Source organism: Curtobacterium sp. ODYSSEY 48 V2, from assembly GCF_023712625.1.
In the GTDB taxonomy this organism is placed as follows: domain Bacteria; phylum Actinomycetota; class Actinomycetes; order Actinomycetales; family Microbacteriaceae; genus Curtobacterium.
This window is the reverse complement of record NZ_JAMAXX010000008.1, coordinates 164262-182093: the sequence shown is the minus strand read 5'-3', so window position 1 is coordinate 182093 and position 17832 is coordinate 164262. Positions and strand designations below refer to the sequence as shown.

General features: G+C 71.5%; 19 protein-coding genes. 11 read left to right on the top strand and 8 right to left on the bottom strand.

Features of this window, described 5'->3' with window-relative positions:
* The first annotated feature begins 93 nt into the window (after nucleotides 1–93).
* The 4 genes from tatC to M3666_RS13620 all read left to right on the top strand — a co-directional run bounded on the left by tatC (nucleotide 94) and on the right by M3666_RS13620 (nucleotide 5430).
* Complete coding sequence (gene tatC / locus M3666_RS13635) at nucleotides 94–846, top strand: twin-arginine translocase subunit TatC (protein ID WP_251155516.1); 753 nt, start codon at nucleotides 94–96, stop codon at nucleotides 844–846.
* Nucleotides 846–3287: an RNA helicase gene (locus M3666_RS13630; RefSeq protein WP_066654346.1), complete on the top strand. Its 2442-nt coding sequence runs from the start codon at nucleotides 846–848 to the stop codon at nucleotides 3285–3287. The genes tatC and M3666_RS13630 overlap by 1 nt, the downstream gene beginning before the upstream one ends.
* A 101-nt stretch (nucleotides 3288–3388) precedes the next feature.
* Entirely contained in the window at nucleotides 3389–5008 is a 1620-nt protein-coding gene (gene lnt / locus M3666_RS13625) for an apolipoprotein N-acyltransferase (RefSeq protein ID WP_251155495.1), read from the top strand.
* Nucleotides 5009–5079: 71 nt separating this feature from the next.
* Nucleotides 5080–5430 carry an RNA polymerase-binding protein RbpA gene (locus tag M3666_RS13620; RefSeq protein ID WP_058727838.1) on the top strand — a complete coding sequence of 117 codons (351 nt, stop codon included), beginning with the start codon at nucleotides 5080–5082 and terminating at the stop codon, nucleotides 5428–5430.
* 69 nt (nucleotides 5431–5499) lie between these two features.
* Here M3666_RS13620 and M3666_RS13615 read toward each other — a convergent pair whose 3' ends face one another.
* Together M3666_RS13615 and M3666_RS13610 are read right to left on the bottom strand one after the other, a co-directional pair.
* Nucleotides 5500–6654, bottom strand: a complete 1155-nt coding sequence (locus tag M3666_RS13615; RefSeq protein WP_066654344.1) for an SPFH domain-containing protein — start codon at nucleotides 6652–6654, stop codon at nucleotides 5500–5502.
* Complete coding sequence (locus M3666_RS13610) at nucleotides 6651–7121, bottom strand: NfeD family protein (RefSeq protein WP_066654342.1); 471 nt, start codon at nucleotides 7119–7121, stop codon at nucleotides 6651–6653. The genes M3666_RS13615 and M3666_RS13610 overlap by 4 nt, the downstream gene beginning before the upstream one ends.
* A 188-nt stretch (nucleotides 7122–7309) precedes the next feature.
* Between M3666_RS13610 and M3666_RS13605 the strand changes: the two genes are divergently transcribed.
* The 4 genes from M3666_RS13605 to M3666_RS13590 all read left to right on the top strand — a co-directional run bounded on the left by M3666_RS13605 (nucleotide 7310) and on the right by M3666_RS13590 (nucleotide 9277).
* Nucleotides 7310–8071, top strand: coding sequence for an SDR family oxidoreductase (locus tag M3666_RS13605; RefSeq protein WP_251155494.1), 762 nt, complete (start codon nucleotides 7310–7312; stop codon nucleotides 8069–8071).
* 39 nt (nucleotides 8072–8110) lie between these two features.
* Nucleotides 8111–8566 (top strand): NUDIX hydrolase, encoded by a 456-nt coding sequence (locus tag M3666_RS13600; protein ID WP_251155493.1) that lies wholly within the window; start codon nucleotides 8111–8113, stop codon nucleotides 8564–8566.
* 115 nt (nucleotides 8567–8681) lie between these two features.
* The gene (locus M3666_RS13595; protein WP_066654336.1) at nucleotides 8682–8993 is read left to right on the top strand and encodes a DUF4190 domain-containing protein; all 312 of its coding nucleotides are present in this window, start codon (nucleotides 8682–8684) and stop codon (nucleotides 8991–8993) included.
* A 119-nt stretch (nucleotides 8994–9112) separates the two neighbouring features.
* Nucleotides 9113–9277 (top strand): hypothetical protein, encoded by a 165-nt coding sequence (locus M3666_RS13590; protein ID WP_158407754.1) that lies wholly within the window; start codon nucleotides 9113–9115, stop codon nucleotides 9275–9277.
* A 314-nt stretch (nucleotides 9278–9591) separates the two neighbouring features.
* Here the strand turns inward: M3666_RS13590 and M3666_RS13585 are convergent, their stop codons facing one another.
* From M3666_RS13585 to M3666_RS13575, 3 genes are all read right to left on the bottom strand, one after another.
* Nucleotides 9592–9960, bottom strand: coding sequence for a cupin domain-containing protein (locus tag M3666_RS13585; RefSeq protein WP_209682561.1), 369 nt, complete (start codon nucleotides 9958–9960; stop codon nucleotides 9592–9594).
* A 65-nt stretch (nucleotides 9961–10025) separates the two neighbouring features.
* Nucleotides 10026–11057, bottom strand: a complete 1032-nt coding sequence (locus M3666_RS13580; protein ID WP_066654332.1) for an alcohol dehydrogenase catalytic domain-containing protein — start codon at nucleotides 11055–11057, stop codon at nucleotides 10026–10028.
* Between the two features lie 73 nt (nucleotides 11058–11130).
* On the bottom strand, nucleotides 11131–11811 hold the full coding sequence (locus M3666_RS13575) for an SDR family NAD(P)-dependent oxidoreductase (protein WP_251155492.1): 681 nt from the start codon (nucleotides 11809–11811) through the stop codon (nucleotides 11131–11133).
* A gap of 102 nt (nucleotides 11812–11913) precedes the next feature.
* Between M3666_RS13575 and M3666_RS13570 the strand changes: the two genes are divergently transcribed.
* Nucleotides 11914–12753 carry a helix-turn-helix transcriptional regulator gene (locus M3666_RS13570; protein ID WP_251155491.1) on the top strand — a complete coding sequence of 280 codons (840 nt, stop codon included), beginning with the start codon at nucleotides 11914–11916 and terminating at the stop codon, nucleotides 12751–12753.
* 45 nt (nucleotides 12754–12798) lie between these two features.
* Here M3666_RS13570 and dhaM read toward each other — a convergent pair whose 3' ends face one another.
* The 3 genes from dhaM to dhaK are packed head-to-tail and all read right to left on the bottom strand — an operon-like array spanning nucleotide 12799 to nucleotide 15174.
* A complete protein-coding gene (gene dhaM, locus M3666_RS13565) occupies nucleotides 12799–13518 on the bottom strand; it encodes a dihydroxyacetone kinase phosphoryl donor subunit DhaM (RefSeq protein WP_251155490.1) in 720 nt (239 codons plus the stop codon).
* A complete protein-coding gene (gene dhaL, locus M3666_RS13560; RefSeq protein ID WP_066654325.1) occupies nucleotides 13515–14141 on the bottom strand; it encodes a dihydroxyacetone kinase subunit DhaL in 627 nt (208 codons plus the stop codon). The genes dhaM and dhaL overlap by 4 nt, the downstream gene beginning before the upstream one ends.
* Nucleotides 14142–14172: 31 nt before the next feature.
* The gene (gene dhaK, locus M3666_RS13555; protein WP_066654323.1) at nucleotides 14173–15174 is read right to left on the bottom strand and encodes a dihydroxyacetone kinase subunit DhaK; all 1002 of its coding nucleotides are present in this window, start codon (nucleotides 15172–15174) and stop codon (nucleotides 14173–14175) included.
* 312 nt (nucleotides 15175–15486) lie between these two features.
* On the opposite strand from dhaK, the gene M3666_RS13550 reads away from it, so the two are divergent.
* Both M3666_RS13550 and glpK read left to right on the top strand, forming a co-directional pair.
* Nucleotides 15487–16212 carry an MIP/aquaporin family protein gene (locus M3666_RS13550; protein WP_251155489.1) on the top strand — a complete coding sequence of 242 codons (726 nt, stop codon included), beginning with the start codon at nucleotides 15487–15489 and terminating at the stop codon, nucleotides 16210–16212.
* Nucleotides 16213–16255: 43 nt separating this feature from the next.
* Nucleotides 16256–17767: a glycerol kinase GlpK gene (gene glpK, locus M3666_RS13545; protein WP_251155488.1), complete on the top strand. Its 1512-nt coding sequence runs from the start codon at nucleotides 16256–16258 to the stop codon at nucleotides 17765–17767.
* Nucleotides 17768–17832: the final 65 nt, after the last annotated feature.

Sequence of the window (17832 nt, the reverse complement as noted above, 5' to 3'; positions counted from 1 at the left end):
GCCCCGGTCCCGTAGGATCGGGCCATGGCTTCGACGACCGCGAGCGGGCGAGCGAGGCGACCAGGCCGTCCGGAGAAGGACACCGAGGGTCGCATGTCGCTCGGGCAGCACCTGATCGAGCTGCGGAACCGTCTCTTCAAGGCCGTCGTCGCGGTCGCGCTCTGCGCGGTCGTCGGGTGGTTCCTCACCCCGTTCGTGCTCGATGCCCTGCGGCAGCCGGTCACCCAGCTGGCCGAGGTCGGCGGCCACACGGCCGAGCTGAACTTCCCGCAGATCACCGGCGCGTTCGACCTGCGGCTGCAGATCGCGATCACGATCGGTGTCGTCATCTCGAGCCCCGTCTGGCTCTACCAGGTCTGGGCGTTCATCGTCCCGGCGCTGGTGCGGCGCGAGAAGCAGTACGTGTTCGGGTTCCTGGGCACCGCGATCCCGCTGTTCTTCGCGGGCTGCTGGTTCGGCTGGTACGTCCTGCCGCACATCGTCGGGATCCTGGGCAGCTTCGTGTCGGCGCAGGACACGTCGATCGTCGACGCCAAGGCGTACTACGACTTCGTCATCAAGCTCATCGTCGCCGTCGGCATCGCGTTCGTGCTGCCGGTGTTCCTCGTGCTGCTGAACTTCGTCGGGGTGCTGTCGGCCAGCTCGATCATCAGGTCGTGGCGCGTCGCGATCGTGTGCATCCTGGTGTTCTGCGCGATCGTGACCCCGTCGGCCGACGTCATCTCGATGTTCCTGCTGGCGATCCCGATGACGGTGCTCTACGCAGCAGCGTGTCTCGTGACCTGGCTCCACGACCGCAGGCTGGCGAAGCAGCAGGCGAAGCTCGACGAGGAGTACGCACGCTGATGACCGCCGGACCCACTGCCGCCGAGCGCTACCAGGCGGCGAAGGTCCGGAACCGCTCGCGCAACCTCGAGCTGTTCCGTTCCGACCTGCGCTTCGACCTCGACCCGTTCCAGGTCGCCGGCTGCGACGCACTCGACCAGGGCCGGAGCGTCCTCGTCGCCGCACCGACCGGTGCCGGCAAGACGATCGTCGCCGAGTTCGCGATCTGGCTCGCGATGCGGCAGCCCACCGCGAAGGTCTTCTACACGACGCCGATGAAGGCGCTGAGCAACCAGAAGTACAACGAGCTCGTGGCCGACTACGGCGAGTCCGAGGTCGGGCTCCTCACCGGCGACACGAACGTCAACCCGCGGGCCCGTGTCGTGGTGATGACGACCGAGGTGCTCCGCAACATGATCTACGCGGACTCCGACCTGCTCGACGACCTGGCGTGGGTCGTCCTCGACGAGGTCCACTACCTGGCGGACCGGTTCCGGGGAGCGGTGTGGGAAGAGGTGATCCTGCACCTGCCGACCGAGGTCCGGCTCGTCTCCCTCAGCGCGACGGTGTCCAACGCCGAGGAGTTCGGCGACTGGCTGCAGACCGTCCGCGGCGACACCGACGTCATCGTGTCCGAGGACCGGCCGGTCCCGCTGGAGCAGCACGTGCTCGTCGGCTCGAAGATGGTCGACCTGTTCGACTCGAGCGGTGCGGCGGCCACGAACCGGGTGAACCCGGAGCTGCTCCGACTCGTCGGCGGCGCCTCGCGCAGCGAGCGGCACGGCGGCGGCCACCGTGGTCGTCGCGGGCGCGGGGGCTACCCCGAGCGCCGGGGCCCTCGTACCGAGAAGATGTACCGCGAGCAGATCGCGAAGGTGCTCGACGAGCGGATGCTCCTGCCGGCGATCTTCTTCGTGTTCAGCCGCAACGGCTGCGACCAGGGCGTCCGTCAGGTCCTCCGGTCCGGCATCTCGCTGACGACCGCCGACGAGCGCAACGAGATCCGCGAGACGGCCGAGTACCACTGCCGGACCCTGCTCGACGAGGACCTCGCGGTGCTCGGTTACTGGGAGTGGCTCGAGGGTCTCGAGCGCGGTGTGGCCGCACACCACGCCGGCCTGCTGCCCGCGTTCAAGGAGGTCGTCGAGGACCTCTTCCAGCGCAAGCTCCTCAAGGTCGTGTTCGCGACCGAGACCCTGGCGCTCGGCGTGAACATGCCGGCCCGGACCGTCGTGCTCGAGAAGCTCGAGAAGTTCAACGGCGAGGCCCGGGTGCCGATCACGCCGGGGGAGTACACACAGCTCACCGGTCGTGCCGGACGCCGTGGCATCGACGTCGAGGGCCACTCGGTCATCCAGTGGTCGGACGGCCTCGACCCGCAGGCCGTCGCGTCGCTGGCGAGCCGTCGCACGTACCCGCTCAACTCCTCGTTCAAGCCCACGTACAACATGGCCGTGAACCTCATCGAGCAGTTCGGTCGGCAGCGGACGCGCGAGGTCCTCGAGACCTCGTTCGCGCAGTTCCAGGCGGACCGTTCCGTCGTCGACCTCGCACGCAAGGTCCGGTCGCAGCAGGAGTCCCTCGACGGCTACCAGCGCGCGATGCAGTGCCACCTCGGCGACTTCACCGAGTACGCCGCGCTCCGCCGGCGCCTGTCGGACCTCGAGCGCACGAACGTCCCCGGCGGTCGCGAGGCCTCGCACGGCGCCCGGCAGGAGCGCCAGGCGGCGATCACCGAGGTCCGTCGGCAGATGCAGCGCCACCCCTGCCACGCGTGCCCGGACCGCGAGGCGCACGCCCGCTGGGCCGAGCGCTGGTACAAGCTCAAGCGCGCCAACGACAAGCTCGTCCAGCAGATCCGCTCCCGCACGGGTGCCGTCGCGACGACGTTCGACCGGGTCACCGACGTGCTCCTGCAGCTCGGCTACCTGGTCGCCACCGGGGACGACGAAGCGACCGTCGCCGCTGGCGGACGTCGCCTGCAGCGGATCTACGGTGAGCGCGACCTGCTCGTGGCCGAGTGCCTCGAGGCCGGCGTCTGGAAGGAACTGACCCCGGCGCAGCTCGCCGCCATGGCCGCCACCATCGTGTACCAGCCCCGGCGCGAGGACGCCCCGGGGACCGAGCACGCCCTGCCCCGCGGAGCCTTCCGGCCGGCGCTCGACGAGACGCTGACCATCTGGGCGCGGCTCGACGACATCGAGCGCGACGCGCGGCTCGCCGGTTCGCAGCCGCCGACCCCGGCGATGTCGGTCGGCATGTTCCGCTGGGCGTCGGGCTCCGCGCTCGACGACGTGCTCCGGACCCTGGACATGCCCGCTGGCGACTTCGTGCGCTGGTCGAAGCAGGTCATCGACCTCCTGGACCAGGTCCGGAACGCCGGCGACGAGGAGCTCGCCCAGACCGCGCGACGGGCGACGGACGCGGTGCGCCGCGGCATCGTCGCCTACGCGACGGTCTGACGGGAGGCCCGGTGCACGTCCCCGACGCGGCCACGCGCCCGCTGACCGGCGCTTCCACCGCGGGACGCCGCGTCGTCAGAGGCGCCTCGCGGGCGTCGACGGTGTCCCGTGTCAGGTCCGGGATCCTGCCGGACGGGCGGCGCGACGAGTTCGCCGCGCTGCCGCTGCGCCTCGCGTTCCCGCTCGCGGTCGTCGGCGGCCTGCTCTTCGCCCTGTCGTTCCCGTCCCCGGGCTGGTGGTTCCTCGCCTACCCGGCGATGGCCTGCATGCTGCTCGCCGCGATGGGGCAGCGCGCCCGACGTGCAGCCTGGCTCGGGTACGTGGCCGGCGCGGCCTTCTGGCTGCCCGCGATCTCCTGGGCCGGGCGGTACCTCGGTCCGGTCCCGTGGCTGGCGCTCGCGCTGTTCGAGGCCGCGTACTTCGCCCTCGGCAGCGTGGCGATCGCCCTTGCGTACCGCTGGGTCGCGCGCGTCCTGCCGTCGACCGCCTGGCGGGTGTGGGGCCTCCCGGCCGTCGTCGCCGGACTCTGGACCGGACGCGAGTGGTTCTCCGGCAGCTGGCCGTACGAGGGCTTCGCGTGGGGACGCGTCGGGCTGTCCCAGTCGCAGGGACCCTTCACGCACCTCGCGGCGTACGTGGGCGTGCTCGGCGTGACGTTCGTCGTCGTCTACTGCGTCGCGGTCGTGCTGTCGCTCGCGCTCGTCGTGCCTCGCACACCCGGCTCGGGCGTCGCCGCGTCCACGCGCGTCGCCACCGCCGGGCTCCTGATCGCCGTGGTCCTGGCCGTGCCCGCCTGGCCCACCCGCGTCGACGGCAGCATCCGTGTCGAGGCCGTGCAGGGCAACGGTCCGGCCGGGTACTTCGACCGCGCCCAGCCGGGCGAGGTCCTGGCCGCGCAGGTCGCCGCGACCGACGTCGAGGCGCGCGGTGTCGACCTGGTCGTCTGGCCCGAGGCTGCCGCCGAGGCCGACCCGCGGCGCTTCCCGGCCGTCGCAGGCGCCCTCGACTCCGTGGTCGACACGGTCGGGGCGCCGATGGTCGCCGGGGCGATCACGCAGACACCGTCCGGCGTCCTGCACAACACGTCGTTCGTGTGGACCGCCGACGGCTGGCAGTCGTCCTACGACAAGAAACGTCCGGTCCCCTTCGGCGAGTACGTGCCCGACCGCTGGTTCTTCTCGAAGCTCGCGCCGTCGCTCATCGGGCTGCTGCAGCGCGACTACACGCCGGGCACCAGGCCGAACGTGCTCGACGTCGCCGGCATCAGGGCGGGGATCGCGGTCTGCTTCGACATCGTCGACGACGGACTCACGTCCGACATGGCTCGCGGGGGAGCGCAGGTCATCCTCGCGCAGACGAACAACGCCGACTTCTCCGGGACCGACGAGAACCTGCAGCAGCTCGAGATCGCCCGGCTCCGGGCGGTCGAGACCGGTCGCTCGCTCGTCAACATCTCGACGGTCGGTGCGTCCCAGGTCATCGACCCGTCGGGGCGGACCATCGACCGCGTCCCCGAGTACACGGCGACCTCGATGGTCACGGACGTGCCGCTCGGCACCGGGACGACCCCCGCCACGATCGTCTCCGGGTCGGTCACCCTCCTGGTGTCGCTCGGGGCCCTCCTCGCCCTGCTCGCGTGCGCACCGTGGGGCCGTCGATCGACACGGTCGCTCCGCCGCGATTCCCGAACACCGCCACCTCCCACTGGGAACGCTCTGTGAATGCGCCCAGTCGGGATGCATCCCGCGTGGGACAGTGTTGAGGAGGGCAGACGAGCGAGAGGAGCACACACATGGCTGATCGGAGTCTCCGCGGGATGCGGCTCGGGAGCCAGAGTCTCCAGAGCGAGGAGGGCGTCGAGCTCTCCGACCGGAAGCGCGCGGTCTACCAGACCGAGTCGGGGGAGACGTTCGACGTCGTCTTCTCCGCCGAGGCGGACGTACCGCAGACGTGGTCGGAACCCCGGACGGGGCGCGAAGGACGGCTGCTCGGCGACGACGGGATCCCCGTCGAGGTCGCTGCCGAGGACGTCAAGGCGCCGAGGACCCACTGGGACATGCTGCTCGAGCGTCGCTCGCGCGAGGAACTCGAGGAGCTCCTGGAGGAGCGTCTCGCGTTCCTGCGTGCACGTCGCGGCGCCTGAGCACCACCCCCGACACGACGACGCCCGCCCCGGGAGATCCGGGGCGGGCGTCGTCGTGTGCGGCGGGACCTACGGCTGGCGGTCGTCCCCGAGCGCGGTCTGCGAGGCCTCGTCGGCCGCGGCGAGGCGCGCGTCGACACTGCGGTTCGACTCCTCGAGCCGCTCGTCGAGCGCCGCGTCCGGGACGATGTCGGCCGCGGTGGCGTCCGGTCGGGGGTTCGCCGCCGCCGCGCCGTCCGCGGTCGCGGTGTTCGCCAGGCTCTCGTTCGCGAGCTTCGAGATGCGCGACAGGAAGTCCGTGCCCCCACCGGCTCCCGCGACCGGACCGCTGCCGGTCCGCCCGCCGGTGAAGCCCTTGGCGATGCCGGACAGCGCCTCGGTGAACTCGCTCGGGATCATCCAGAGCTTGTTCGCGGTGCCCTCGGCGATCTTCGGCAGGGTCTGCAGGTACTGGTAGGACAACAGCTTGTCGTCCGGGTCACCGGTGTGGATCGCGTCGAAGACGGTCGCGATGGCCTGCGCCTCACCCTCGGCGCGGAGCACCTGGGCCTTCGCGTCACCCTCGGCGGCGAGGATCGCGGCCTGCCGTTGGCCCTCGGCCTCGAGGATCGCCGACTGCTTGGTGCCCTCGGCCTGCAGGATCGCGGCTCGACGGCTCCGTTCGGCGCGGAGCTGCTGCTCCATGGCGTCCTGGATCGACACGGGCGGCTCGATCGCCTTGAGCTCGACACGACCGACCCGGATGCCCCACTTGCCGGTCGCCTCGTCGAGGACGACCCGGAGCTGGCCGTTGATGTTGTCGCGGCTGGTCAGTGCCTCTTCGAGGTTGAGGCCACCCACGACGTTGCGGAGCGTCGTGGTGGTGAGCTGCTCGACCGCACCCAGGTAGTTCGCGATCTCGTAGGTGGCGGCGCGTGCGTCGGTCACCTGGAAGTAGACGACGGTGTCGATCGAGACCACCAGGTTGTCCTCGGTGATCACCGGCTGCGGCGGGAAGGACACGACCTGCTCGCGCATGTCGATGAGCGGGCGGAGCCGGTCGATGAAGGGCACCAGGATGTTGAGTCCGGGGCTGAGCGTCTTGTGGTACTTGCCGAGTCGTTCGACGATCCCGGCCGTCGCCTGGGGCACGATCCGGATCGCGCGGGACAGGACGACGATCACGAAGATCACGACGACGAGGACGAGGACGATCAGGGCGATCGTCCCGGCTGAGATGGTCACGAGGTGGCCCTTTCTCCGAGGCGGACGACCGCGGTCGACCCCTCGATGGACTCGACGACCACGGGGGTGCCGAGCGGTGGTGTGCGGTCGGGGGAGCCTGCGGCGAGCCGGGCGCTCCAGGTCTCGCCGTTCGCGAGACGGACCTGCCCGGGGGACGACGACGTGAAGGCCACCGCGACGGTGCCGCGCAGGCCGATCAGCCCCTCGATGTTGGTGCGGTGCGGGTCGGCGTTCCGGCCGAGCGCCACGAGCAGCCGGGGGCGGACGAGCGAGAGCAGCACGAGTGCGACGACGGCCGCGATGATCGCGGAGAGCCACCACGGCGCGCCGACCAGCGCTGCGATCAGACCCCCGGCCGCGCCCGCGGCGAGCATCAGGAAGATGAAGTCGAGCGTGAAGATCTCGACCACGCCCAGCAGCAGTGTCAGTCCGATCCAGACGACGGTCTGGATCCAGTCGATGTTCACGCGATCTCCCTCCCTTGCATCGCGCGCTCCGGCGTGCAGCGTCGCGACGGCCGGTCCAACTCCGTTCAACATATCAAGTCACGCTCGGGTCCGCGCGGGTGCGGCCGACGCTCGCCCGGCGCGGGCCGCGCGGTTGGTAGGCTCGTCGGCGGCCGACCGGCCACAGCAGCGACCTGGAGAACACGCCTGTGACGAACCCCCTCGCCCCCGGATCCCTCGCCGACAAGCGCGCCCTCGTCACGGGGTCGTCGCGCGGTATCGGCGCCGACACCGTCGGCTACCTGGCCGAGGCCGGCGCGAAGGTCGTCGTGAACTACCGGAACAAGGCCCGGCGCGCCGAGCAGATCGTCGAGAAGGTCGTCGCTGCCGGCGGTTCCGCGATCGCCGTGGCTGCCGACCTGACCGACCACGACTCCGTCCAGGCGATGGTCGACCGCGTCGTGGCCGAGTGGGGCGGGATCGACCTGCTCGTGCTCAACGCCTCCGGCGGCATGGAGGCCGACCTGGGGGAGGACTACGCACTCCGCCTGAACCGCGACGCACAGGTCGACATGCTGCAGACCGCCGTGCCGCACATGCCGGCCGGCTCGCGTGTCGTCTTCGTGACGAGCCACCAGGCCCACTTCGTCGAGACCGCCGAGACGATGGACGAGTACGTCCCCGTCGCCAAGAGCAAGCGTGCCGGCGAACTCGCGCTGCGCGAGCTCATCCCGCAGCTCGAGGCCGCCGGCATCGAGTTCGTGACCGTCTCCGGCGACATGATCGAGGGCACCATCACGGCGACGCTGCTCAACCGCCTGAACCCCGGTGCGATCGAGGGTCGGCGCCAGGAGGTCGGGAAGCTCTACAGCGTGTCCGAGTTCGCGGCCGAGATCGCCCTGGCCGCCGTCGAGCCGATCCCGGCCGACCACACGAAGCTCGTCGGCGACACGAGCGGTTTCACGGCCTGACACGGGGCGGGGGACGGCGCGACGGGTAGCCTCGGGCGGATGACAGCGAAGCCCGGCCTCCGTCTGACCTCCCGCATCCTCCTGCTCGACCCGGACGGCCGCGTGTTCCTGATGGACACGCGGTCGCCGTCGTCCGACCACGCGCACCGGTGGATCACCCCCGGTGGCGGCGTGGACCCGGGGGAGTCTCACCGCGCCGCCGCCGTCCGCGAGCTCCGTGAGGAGACCGGCGTCGTCGTCGACGATCCGGGCGACCCCGTGTGGAGCTGGGACTTCACGGTCGAGTGGGACCTGGCCGACCACGACCGCGGCCACAGCGAGTTCTACGTCGTCCGGACGCCCGGGTTCGAGCTGTCCGATGCCGAGTGGACCGACGACGAGCGCGTCGACATCCTCGCTTCGCGGTGGTGGACCGCCGAGGAGCTCGACGTCACCGACGAGCCCTTCGAGCCGGTGGAGCTCCCGGACCTGGTCCGGCAGCACCGTGCCGTCTGATCCGGCAGCACCGGGTGCGTACAGCTGATGTGAACGCACTTCGCAGGAAGCGCCTACCGTGTGCGCTGACGGCCGCACGCAACCCGTGCCAGCGGCCCTGACACGAGGAGCTCCCATGTCCACGAACGGTTTCCCGCCGGCACCGAACACGCCCGGCGCGGCACCCGCGACGAACGGCGGCAACGGCCTCGCCATCGGGTCGCTGGTGCTCGGCATCGTCGCCGTCGTCTTCGGCTTCCTGTTCTCGATCATCGGTCTGATCGCCGGCATCGTCGGCCTGATCCTCGGCTTCGTCGCGCGTCGCCGGGGCCTGAACCGCGGCATGGTCCTCGCCGGCATCGTCCTGAGCGTCATCGGCATCGTCATCGCGATCATCTTCATGATCTTCGGCGCCGTGCTGGCGACGCAGATGCTGCAGAACCAGTAGCACCACCGGACGGGAGGCGCGTGGCGGCACCGCCACGCGCCTCCCGTCCGTCTGTCCGGTCACCGTCGACGACCGCACCGCCCGGACCGACACAGGCCGTGCCGAGTAGCGTCCCCGCCATGACGTACAGCCAGCCGGACCCCGCAGAAGAGACCACCCAGGCCGAGCAGCCGGAGCAGCCGGACACCGACCGTTCCGAGGTCGAGGAGGACGGCAGCGAGCAGGCCGCCCTCGAGATCGACGCCGACGACGTGCCCACCGGCGACGAGACGCCCGAGCACTGACGACCCGACCGTCGCCGCCGACCGCGCAGGTCCGTCGGACCCGCAACGCCACCGCGGATCCGGCCACGATGCGCCGCCGGTCACGACGCCCAGGTCGCACGACATGCCGTTCACGTTGATCGTGAGCGGCATGTCGTGCACCCACGGCGGGCGAACGGCGGCGCGGCGTGCGACGAGAACGGTGCGTGGACGCGAGTTCATCGGCTGCCTGGCTGTTCAGCACTGAGCGCCGATAATGCATATTATGTCAACTCAGGTGACTCGTGACGGTCGGACTCCCGTCTGTGCGGCCCCCCTGATCGCCCCGCCCTGCGTCAGGGCGCGGGTCTCGGCGTGACCAGCGGGCAGTCGTCGACCTGCGCCGCGACGAACACGAGCACCAGTTCCTCGTCGGACACGTTCGTCGCCTCGTGGTCGACGAAGGGTGCCTCGACGAGCACCTGACCGGGTTCGTGGTACTGCACGACGTCGGCCGTCCGGTGTCGCAGTCGCCCCCGGGCGACGATCCCCGTCTGCCAGGCGTCGTGCCGGTGCCACCCCGTCGACGCCCCCGGTGGGATCCGCGCCACGAACGAGCGGACGACTCCGTCCGCCCGGTCGACGCCCGGTGGCACCGTCAGCCGACAGTCGTCGATCACTGCGAGCTCCGCGAGCTCGACGCCCGCTCCGCTTCCCCACGTCATCTCCGCAGTATGTCAGATGACACACCGGCTGTCCGCAGGTCGCAGACGACCGGGACGGCGGCGTCTCAGAACACCGCGACGGTCATCCCCGACCCGGTCGCCGGCCGGTCCATCGCCTCGAGCGCATCGGGCAGGTCGCCGAACCCGATCGTCCGTCCGATCGACTCGGCGGGACGGAGCCGACCGGCGACCACGTCGTCGAGCATCGCGGCGTACTCCCCCACTGCGATCCCGTGACTCCCGAGCAGCTCGAGCTCGTCGGCGATGACCCTGCCCATCGGGATGACCGGCACGGCCTCGTCGTCGAGCAACAGGCCGACCTGCACGTGCCGACCGCGCGGACGGAGCGAGCCCACCGCGGCGAGCGAGGTCGCCCGGCTGCCGTAGGCGTCCACCGACACGTGCGCGCCCCCTCCGGTCACCCCGTGCACCGTCGCCGCCACGTCCTCGCCCATCGGCAGCGTGGTCGCGCCGAGTGCCGCCGCCCGCTCGAGCGCTGCCGGCGAGACGTCGACGGCGACCACGCGTGCGCCCGCTGCCACGGCGACCAGCACGGTGGACAGTCCGACACCGCCGCAGCCGAAGACGGCGACCCACTCCCCTGCGGCGACCCGACCCCGTGCGTGCAGCGCGTGGTACGCGGTGCCGAACCGGCAGCCGAGCCCCGCCGCCTCGGCGAAGCCGACCTCGTCGGGCAGTGCCACGAGGTTCACGTCGGCGTGCGGCACCACCACCGCCTCGGCGTACGAGCCCGGCAGCGTGAACCCGGGCTGCTGCTGCCGGGTGCAGACCTGCGTGGCCCCGTCGCGGCACTGCTCGCACGTACCGCAGGCGAAGACGAACGGCGCGGTCACCCGGTCGCCGACGGCGAAGCCGGTGACGTCGTCGCCGACGGCCGACACGGTCCCCGAGAACTCGTGGCCCGGCACGTGCGGCAACGACACCGAGTCGTCGTGGCCCTTCCACGCGTGCCAGTCGCTCCGGCACACCCCGGTCGCACGGACGGTGACGACGACGCCGTCGACGGGTGCCTCCGGCGTCGGGAGCTCGACGATGACGGGCATGGAACCGAAGCGGTCGTACCGGACTGCGCGCATGCCGTCATCCTGGCAGACCGACCGACGGCAGGCGCGTGGCGGACCCGCCACGCGCCTCCCGTCCGACGTCCGGTCAGTACTCGATGCGGCCGGTCCGGTCGTGGAACTCCCCCGTCGGTCCGTCCGGACCGATCTGCGCGAGCGCCACCGTCGCGTCCGTGCCCTCCGTGACGGTCTGGTGCCCGCCGAAGCCGTTGAACGCGGTCGCCGTGTAGCCGGGGTCGGTCGCGTTGACGCGGAACCCGGGCAGGTTCTTCGCGTACTGCACCGTCGCGGCGATGAGCGCCGCCTTCGACGCCGCGTACGGCACCGCGGGGACCGGGTACTCGTCGCGACCGGGCGTGGTGAGCCAGCGCGCGAAGCCGACGCCGGACGCGACGTTGACGATCACCGGGTTCGACGAGCGACGCAGCAGCGGCAGGGCCGCCTGCGTCACCCGGACGACCCCGACGACGTTCGTGTCGAGCACGTCGGCCATCGCGTCCGCGTCGAGGTCGTCGACGCCGAACGAGGTCCCGAGCACCCCGGCGTTGTTCACGAGCACGTCGAGTTGCGGCAGCGACGCGAGCGCGGCGTCGACGCTCGCCTGCTCGGTGACGTCGAGCGCCACGACGTGCGCGCCGATGGCCCGCGCCTCGTCCCCGGAGGCGGTGTCGCGCATCCCGGCGTACACGGTGTGCCCGGCCTCGACGAGTCGGCGTGCGGTCTCGAGGCCGAGCGAACGGTTGGCCCCGGTGATGAGTGTGGTGGTCATGCCGTCCACGATGCCCGCGTCGCCGTCGGGTTCCCAGGCACCGGTCGACGGTGGGACCGGCAATACCAGGACCGCCTGCCCGAACCGGGTGATGATGGTCGCATGAGCGAGTTCGCGGAGGTGTTGCGCGCCTGGCGTGACCGGGTGCGTCCGGCCGAGGTCGGACTGCCGGCGGGGCCGGGCCGGCGCACCGCCGGGCTCCGACGCGAGGAGCTGGCGACCCTGGCCGGGGTCAGCGTCGACTACGTGGTGCGCCTGGAGCAGGGCAGAGCGACGAACCCCTCACCGCAGCTGCTCGGCGCACTCGCGACCGCGCTCCGGCTCACGGAGGCCGAACGCCACCACCTGTTCCGGGTCGCGGGCGCCGCGGTGCCCTCGCGGGGCGAGGTCCCCCGCCACGTCCCGCCCGGCGTGCACCGCATGCTCGACCGGCTCGGGGACGTCCCGCTGGCCGTGTTCACGGCGGCGCACGACATCGTGCTGTGGAACGACCTCTGGGCCACGGTCTCCGGCGACCCCGGGCGCTGGACGGGCCTCGAGGCGAACCTCGTGTGGCGGCACTTCACGCAGGGGCACGACGGCGTCGAGTGGGACGACACCCACCAGGAGGACTTCTCGAGCGACCTGGTCGCCGACCTCCGCTCCGCCCTGGGCCGGTACCCGGCGGATCGGCGTCTCGCGGAGCTGGTGGCACGGCTGCGCCGTGCGTCCCCGGAGTTCGAGCGGCGCTGGCACGGTGGGCGCATCGCCGAGCACCGGACCAGTCGCAAGGTCGTGCACACCCCGGTCGGCCCGGTGGAGATCGACTGCGACGTGCTCAGCGTGCCGGGCAGCGACCTGCGGATCGTGGTCTACACGGCGGTGCCCGGCAGCGAGGACGCCGCGAAGCTGGACCTGCTCCGGGTCACGGGGCTGCAGGAGTTCGTGACACCCGGACGCTGAGCACCTCCGCCGCGCCCGCCTCCTCGGCGCGCGCGGCGGCGCTCGTCACTCGCCGAAGCCGGAGCGGACGAGCGCGACGAGGGTGTCGACGGCGTCCCGTGCGTCGGGTCCGTCCGCCTCGATCGTCACGGTCGCGCCCTTCGGCAGGGCGAGCGCCATGATCGCGAGGAGGCTCTTCGCGTCGACGCCGTTGACGCGGACGCGCGACTCGTGCTTCGCGGCGGCCTTCACGAACTCGGCCGCGGGCCGGGCGTGCAGGCCGCTCTCGTTGACCAGTTCGACGGTCTCGGTGACCGCCCCGTCGGTCGGATCCGCGTCGTCGGCGGGTGCCGTGCCTCCCGGCCGGTCCCCCGTCGGGTCGGAGGCGCTCTCGTCGTCGTCCGCGGACCGTGCGGCCGATGACGCAGCGGCCAGGACGGCGTCGACGTCGCCGCCGGTCTGCGCGGCGACCGCCGCGGCCACCGTGCCCTCGACCAGCGGGGCCTGCGAGACGTGCACCCGGTCGCGGTCGGCCTCGTCGAGGAAGTCCAGTGCGGTGTCGGTGGTCAGGTAGGCGGAGCCGAGGTCGCAGAGCACGACGACGGCGTCCGCCGGCGCGAGCTCCTGGATGCCGTCGGCGATCGCCTCGAAGGACGTCCCGATGCCGCCGTCGTCCGTGCCGCCGGCGGCCACCATCGGGACGTCCGCGGCCATCTGGCGGGCGAGCTCGACGGTGCCGGTCGCGATCGCCGCGCTGTGCGAGACGACCAGGATCCCGACGGTCACGCGGCGTCCACCGCTGCGCGCAGGATGTACGCCGTCGACTGCGCACCGGGGTCGCGGTGTCCGATCGCCCGCTCCCCGAGGTAGCTGGCGCGGCCCTTGCGGGCGACGAGGGGGTCGGTCGACTCGGCGCCGGTCACGGCGGCGTCGGCGGCGGCCTCGAGCACGCGCTCCGGCCCGTCGCCGGCCGCCGCAGCGGCGGTCGCGGCGTCGACGGCCGCAGACCACGCGTCGACCATCGTCTTGTCGCCGACCTCGGCCTTGCCACGGGAGACGACACCGTCGCGTGCGGCGGTGAGCACGGCCACGAGCGTGTCGGCGTCGAGCTCGGTCGCGTCGCCGGCCGCCTGGGCGGCCTTCAGGTAGGCGGTCCCGAAGAGCGGACCGGCGGCACCGCCCACCGTCGAGATGAGCTTCGTCGCGACGGCCTTGAAGACCGCGCCGGGGGTGTCGAAGGAGCCGCCGTCGACGGTCTCGAGCACGGCGCGGAACCCGCGGTCGAGGTTCTCCCCGTGGTCGCCGTCGCCGATCTCACGGTCGAGCGTGACGAGCTCGGCGCGGTGGTCGTCGATCGTCGCGGCGGTGCGGCGCACCCAGTCGATGGCCCATGCGGTGTCCAGCGCCAATTCGTGTTCCTTCCTGGATGGTGGACGGTGGTCAGCGACCCCAGCGCAGCGCCGGGGTCTCCACCGGAGCGTCCCAGAGTGCCGTGAGCTCCTCGTCGAGCACCGTGACGGTGATCGAGAAGCCCGGCATCTCGAGGGACGTGACGTAGTCGCCGACCACGCTACGCGCGACGTGGTGGCCACGGTCCGTGAGGACCTCGGCGGCGCGCCGGTAGACGATGTAGAGCTCGGACAGCGGGGTCCCGCCCATCCCGTTCACGAGGAGCAGCAGCTGCGAGCCCGCAGGCGCGTCGAGGTCGGCGAGCACCGGTTCGAGCACGCGGTCGACGAGCTGGTCGGCCGGAGCCATCGGGATGCGCTCGCGGCCGGGCTCGCCGTGGATGCCGATCCCGAGCTCGACCTCGTCGTCCGCGAGCGTGAAGGACGGCTCCCCCGCGTGCGGGACGGTGCCGGAGCCCAGGGCCAGGCCCATCGACCGGGTGACCTCGTTGACGCGGCGGGCGACCGCCGCGACGGCGTCGAGGTCGTCGCCGCGCTCGGCTGCGGCGCCGGCGCACTTCTCGACCACGACGGTGCCGGCCACGCCGCGGCGTCCTGCCGTGTAGAGCGAGTCCTGCACGGCGACGTCGTCGTCGACGACGACGGACTCGACGCGGATGTCCTCCAGCTCGGCCAGCTCCGCCGCGGTCTCGAAGTTGAGGACGTCGCCGGTGTAGTTCTTCACGATGTGGAGCACGCCCGCTCCCCCGTCCACCGCCTTCGTCGCGGCGACGATGGGGTCCGGGGTCGGACTGGTGAAGACCGGCCCCGGCACGGCTGCGTCGAGCATGCCGTGGCCGATGAACCCGGCGTGGAGCGGCTCGTGCCCGCTGCCGCCGCCGCTCACGATGCCGACCTTGCCGCGGACGGGGGCGTCGGCGCGGTGCAGGTGGATCGGGTCCTCGACCAGGACGACGTGCCCCTCGTGCGCGCGGGCGAACCCACGGACGGTCTCGGTCACGACGTCGTGCGGATCGTTGATGAGCTTCTTCATGACGGACCTCCACGAGGACGGGGGTCGACCGCGGGCGGATCCCCACCGCCGTCGTCGACCGGAGTGCGTTCACCCTACAGCGACCGCCCGTTCGTCTCCGGTGCACGTTCGTGCAGGACCATGCTCACGGGGCCCCGGTGCGGGATGCCGGACCGCACACCGCTCGTGCACGTTCGTGCAGTTTCGCGGACTCGACTCGTTGCGTGATCGCGTCGCGACGATCCGCCTCACTATGCTCGGCCCCAATCACTCGACGGGGAGTGCCGGACGCAGCAGCCACCGGACCCCCACCACTCGCACTGGAGGTCACCGATGGACGGCATCGGCGTCAATTTCATGTCAGAGCTCGTCGGCACGGCGTTGCTCATCATCCTCGGTGGCGGTGTCGTCGCCGCCGTGTCCCTCACGAAGTCCAAGGGCTTCGGCGCCGGCTTCCTCATGGTCACGATCGGTTGGGGCTTCGCGGTCTTCGCCGGCGTCACCGTGTCGTACAGCTCCGGTGGTCAGCTCAACCCCGCCGTGAGCCTCGGCCTCGCCCTGCTGGGCAAGATCACCGTCGGCGAGATGTTCCTCTACTGGATCGCCCAGCTCATCGGCGCGATCATCGGTGCCGTCATCGTCTGGCTGGCGTACAAGCAGCACTTCGACGAGGAGCCCGACGCCGCCGCCAAGCTCGGCGTGTTCTCCACCGGCCCGGCCATCCGCAGCTACGGCTGGAACGTCGTCACCGAGGTCATCGGCACCTTCGTGCTCGTCTTCGTCGTGCTCGCCTTCACCAACGGCAAGACCCCGGCCGAGCTCGGTGCCGTCCCCGTCGCCTTCCTCGTGATCGCGATCGGTGTCTCGCTCGGTGGCCCCACCGGCTACGCCATCAACCCGGCGCGTGACCTCGGCCCGCGCATCGCCCACGCGATCCTCCCGATCAAGGGCAAGGGTTCCAGCGACTGGTCCTACGCCTGGGTCCCGGTCGTCGGCCCGCTCGTCGGTGGTGCCCTCGCCGCCGGTGCCTCGACCTTCCTGCTCCCCGTCGTCTCCTGACGACCACCCGTCCACCACACCGAACGCAACCCAAGGAGAACCCATGGCCGACTACATCGTCGCCATCGACCAGGGCACGACCTCGACGCGCGCCATCGTCTTCGACCACTCCGGCTCGATCAAGTCGGTCGGCCAGAAGGAGCACGAGCAGATCTTCCCGCGTGCCGGTTGGGTCGAGCACGACCCGGCGGAGATCTGGGACAACACCCGTGAGGTCATCGGCCAGGCCCTGTCCCGCGCCGACATCACCCGCCACGACGTCGCGGCGGTCGGCATCACCAACCAGCGCGAGACCGCCGTGGTCTGGGACAAGAACACCGGCAAGGCCGTCTACAACGCCATCGTCTGGCAGGACACCCGCACGCAGTCGATCGTCGACAAGCTCGCCGACGGTGACACCGACCGCTACAAGGCGATCGTCGGCCTGCCCCTCGCCACGTACTTCGCCGGCACCAAGATCGCCTGGATCCTCGACAACGTCGAGGGTGCGCGCGAGAAGGCCGAGGCGGGCGACCTGCTCTTCGGCACCACCGACACCTGGGTCCTCTGGAACCTGACGGGTGGCACCGACGGCGGCGTCCACAAGACCGACGTCACGAACGCGTCCCGCACGCTGTTCATGGACCTCGAGACGCTCCAGTGGCGCGACGACATCCTGGCCGACTTCGGGGTGCCGAAGTCGATGCTCCCGGAGATCGTCAGCTCCTCCGAGGTCTACGGCCACGTCGAGTCCTCCAGCCTGCTCCGCGAGGTCCCGATCGCCGGCATCCTCGGCGACCAGCAGGCCGCGACCTTCGGTCAGGCCGCGTTCGACCAGGGCGAGTCGAAGAACACCTACGGCACCGGCAACTTCCTCATCTTCAACACGGGCACGGAGATCGTCCGGTCGGAGAACGGGCTGCTCACCACGGTCGGCTACAAGCTCGGCGACCAGGAGACGCACTACGCCCTCGAGGGGTCGATCGCCGTCACGGGCTCGCTCATCCAGTGGCTCCGCGACAACCTCGGCATCATCGGCAGCGCCCCGGAGGTCGAGGCCCTCGCCAAGACCGTCGAGGACAACGGCGGCGTGTACTTCGTCCCGGCGTTCTCGGGCCTGTTCGCGCCGTACTGGCGACCGGATGCCCGCGGTGCCCTGGTCGGCCTGACCCGCTACGTCAACAAGGGGCACATCGCGCGTGCCGCCCTCGAAGCGACGGCGCTGCAGACCCGCGAGGTCCTCGACGCCGTGAACGCGGACTCCGGCGTGGACCTGACCGAGCTCAAGGTCGACGGTGGCATGACGGCCAACGACGCGCTCATGCAGTTCCAGGCGGACATCCTCAACGTGCCGGTCGTCCGTCCGGTCGTCGCGGAGACCACCGCCCTCGGAGCCGCGTACGCCGCCGGTCTGGCCGTCGGGTTCTGGGCGAACCTCGACGAGCTCCGCGCCAACTGGCAGGAGGACCGGCGCTGGGAGCCGCAGCTCGACGACGCCGAGCGCGACCGCCAGCTCCGCCTGTGGAAGAAGGCCGTCACGAAGACCTTCGACTGGGTCGACGAGGACGTGCGCTGACGCACTGACGAGGTGACCGCCTGGAGGCGCGGTGCCGGTCCCACGGGCCGGTGCCGCGCCTCCAG

Excerpts from the sequence above, each read along its gene's own strand:
- tatC (WP_251155516.1), top strand. The coding sequence starts at position 94 with ATGTCGCTCGGGCAGCACCTGATCGAGCTGCGGAACCGTCTCTTCAAG.
- M3666_RS13630 (WP_066654346.1), top strand. The coding sequence starts at position 846 with ATGACCGCCGGACCCACTGCCGCCGAGCGCTACCAGGCGGCGAAGGTC.
- M3666_RS13620 (WP_058727838.1), top strand. The coding sequence starts at position 5,080 with ATGGCTGATCGGAGTCTCCGCGGGATGCGGCTCGGGAGCCAGAGTCTC.
- M3666_RS13600 (WP_251155493.1), top strand. The coding sequence starts at position 8,111 with ATGACAGCGAAGCCCGGCCTCCGTCTGACCTCCCGCATCCTCCTGCTC.
- M3666_RS13595 (WP_066654336.1), top strand. The coding sequence starts at position 8,682 with ATGTCCACGAACGGTTTCCCGCCGGCACCGAACACGCCCGGCGCGGCA.
- M3666_RS13590 (WP_158407754.1), top strand. The coding sequence starts at position 9,113 with ATGACGTACAGCCAGCCGGACCCCGCAGAAGAGACCACCCAGGCCGAG.
- M3666_RS13585 (WP_209682561.1), bottom strand. The coding sequence starts at position 9,960 with ATGACGTGGGGAAGCGGAGCGGGCGTCGAGCTCGCGGAGCTCGCAGTG.
- M3666_RS13580 (WP_066654332.1), bottom strand. The coding sequence starts at position 11,057 with ATGCGCGCAGTCCGGTACGACCGCTTCGGTTCCATGCCCGTCATCGTC.
- M3666_RS13575 (WP_251155492.1), bottom strand. The coding sequence starts at position 11,811 with ATGACCACCACACTCATCACCGGGGCCAACCGTTCGCTCGGCCTCGAG.
- M3666_RS13570 (WP_251155491.1), top strand. The coding sequence starts at position 11,914 with ATGAGCGAGTTCGCGGAGGTGTTGCGCGCCTGGCGTGACCGGGTGCGT.
- dhaK (WP_066654323.1), bottom strand. The coding sequence starts at position 15,174 with ATGAAGAAGCTCATCAACGATCCGCACGACGTCGTGACCGAGACCGTC.
- M3666_RS13550 (WP_251155489.1), top strand. The coding sequence starts at position 15,487 with ATGGACGGCATCGGCGTCAATTTCATGTCAGAGCTCGTCGGCACGGCG.
- glpK (WP_251155488.1), top strand. The coding sequence starts at position 16,256 with ATGGCCGACTACATCGTCGCCATCGACCAGGGCACGACCTCGACGCGC.